We start from the raw sequence: 2,331 nt of genomic DNA on the forward strand, positions 1-2,331 counted from the left end.
TCCGCACCGGCGGCGACGGCGGCCTTCACGATCAGGTCGCCGCGCAGATAGGTGTCGGCGGGCGCCGCCCCCGGCAGTCGTACGCTCGCGTCGGCCACGCGCGCGTGGAGGGCGTTCTCGTCGGCGTCGGAGTGCACGGCGACGGTGCGGATGCCCAGTTCGCGGCAGGTGCGGAAGACGCGGCACGCGATCTCGCCCCGGTTGGCGACCAGCAGAGAAGTGATCATGGAAGGTCCCTCACATCCGGAAGACGCCGAAGCCGCCGCGCGCGCCCTCGTACGGGGCGGTGTGGAGGGCGGACAGGCACAGGCCGAGGACGGTGCGGGTGTCGCGCGGGTCGATGACGCCGTCGTCGTAGAGCCGCCCGGACAGGAACATCGGCAGGGACTCGGACTCGATCTGCTGCTCCACCATGGCGCGCAGCGCGGCGTCGCCCTCCTCGTCGTAGGGCTGTCCCTTGGCGGCCGCCGACTGGCGGGCGACGATCGAGAGCACGCCGGCGAGCTGCTGGGGGCCCATGACGGCGGACTTGGCGCTGGGCCAGGCGAAGAGGAAGCGGGGGTCGTAGGCGCGGCCGCACATGCCGTAGTGGCCGGCGCCGTAGGAGGCGCCCATGAGGACGGAGAGGTGGGGGACGCGGCTGTTGCTGACCGCGTTGATCATCATCGCGCCGTGCTTGATGATGCCGCCCTGCTCGTACTCCTTGCCGACCATGTAGCCGGTGGTGTTGTGCAGGAAGAGCAGGGGGATGTCGCGCTGGTTGGCGAGCTGGACGAACTGGGCCGCCTTCTGCGACTCCTCGCTGAACAGCACGCCTTGGGCATTCGCCAGCACGCCGACGGGATAGCCGTGGAGCGTGGCCCAGCCGGTGGTCAGGCTCGTCCCGTACAGCGGTTTGAACTCGTCGAAGTCGGAGGCGTCGACGATCCGGGCGACGACCTCGCGCGGGTCGAAGGGCGTCCTGAGATCGCCGGGGACGATGCCGAGCAGTTCGTCGGCGGAGTACTTGGGGGACTCGGCCGGGCCCGGGTCGTCGTACGCCTTGCGGTGGTTGAGGCGGGCGACCACGCGCCGGGCCTGGCGGAGCGCGTCGTGCTCGTCGACGGCGAAGTGGTCGGCGAGGCCCGACACGCGCGCGTGCATCTCGGCGCCGCCCAGGGACTCGTCGTCGCTCTCCTCCCCCGTGGCCATCTTCACCAGCGGCGGGCCGCCGAGGAACACCTTGGCCCGCTCCTTGACCATGATCACGTGGTCGGACATGCCGGGGACGTAGGCGCCCCCGGCGGTGGAGTTGCCGAAGACGACCGCGACGGTGGGGATGCCGGCGGCGGACAGTCGGGTCAGGTCGCGGAAGACCGCGCCGCCCGGAATGAAGATCTCCTTCTGGGACGGCAGGTCGGCGCCGCCCGACTCCACCAGGCTGATGCAGGGCAGCCGGTTGGTGAGTGCGATGTCGTTGGCGCGCAGGGCCTTCTTCAGCGACCAGGGGTTGCTCGCTCCGCCGCGCACGGTGGGGTCGTTGGCGGTGATCAGGCATTCGACGCCCTCGACGACGCCGATGCCGGTGACGAGGGAGGCGCCGACGGTGTAGTCGCTGCCCCAGGCGGCCAGCGGGGAGAGTTCCAGGAAGGGCGTGTCCGGGTCGAGGAGCAGCTCGATGCGTTCGCGGGCGAGAAGCTTGCCGCGCGCCCGGTGCCGTTCGACGTACTTCTCGCCGCCGCCGGCGAGGGCCTTGGCGTGTTCGGCGTCCAGCTCGGCCAGCTTGGCGAGCATCGCCTCGCGGTTGGCCCGGTACTCGGGGCCGCCGGTGTCGAGCGCGGAGGTCAGGACGGTCACAGGAGGGCCTCCGGTAGGTCCAGGTGGCGGGAGCGCAGCCATTCGCCGAGAGCCTTGGCCTGTGGGTCGAAGCGGTGCCGGGCGGCGACGCCCGCGCCGAGGATGCCCTCGACGACGAAGTTGAGGGCGCGCAGGTCGGGCAGGAGGTGCCGGGTGACCTTCAGCCCGCGGCTCTCGGGTATCAACTCCCGGAACCGGTCGGCCGTCAGCTCGTGCGCGAGCCACCGCCAGGCGTCGTCCGTGCGCACCCACACTCCGACGTTGGCGTTGCCGCCCTTGTCGCCGCTGCGGGCACCGGCGACCAGACCGAGGGGGCCGCGCCGGGTGGGTCCGGGTGGCAGCGGCTCGGGAAGGGGCGGCTCCGGCACCTCGTCCAGTACGGCGGTGTCGTGGGCCGGCGGTACGGAGATCCGGCGTCCGTCGTCGAGGACCGCCACATGGTCGACGGCCCCATGGGGGACGTACACATCCTCGAAGACCCCATAGGGGGAGCCC

The 2,331-nt window shown here is 71.7% G+C and carries 3 protein-coding genes; all 3 read right to left on the reverse strand.

The window, feature by feature from the left end:
- A partial coding sequence (locus SSQG_RS17180) for a biotin carboxylase N-terminal domain-containing protein (protein WP_003991073.1) occupies nt 1-227 on the reverse strand: 227 nt, incomplete at its 3' end.
- A 10-nt stretch (nt 228-237) separates the two neighbouring features.
- Entirely contained in the window at nt 238-1,836 is a 1,599-nt protein-coding gene (locus tag SSQG_RS17185; protein ID WP_003991074.1) for an acyl-CoA carboxylase subunit beta, read from the reverse strand.
- On the reverse strand, nt 1,833-2,331 hold a 499-nt coding region (locus tag SSQG_RS17190; protein WP_425314995.1), incomplete at its 5' end, for an AtuA-related protein. The genes SSQG_RS17185 and SSQG_RS17190, both read right to left, overlap by 4 nt.

Origin of the sequence: Streptomyces viridochromogenes DSM 40736, assembly GCF_000158955.1 — a bacterium.
GTDB classification, from domain to species: domain Bacteria; phylum Actinomycetota; class Actinomycetes; order Streptomycetales; family Streptomycetaceae; genus Streptomyces; species Streptomyces venetus.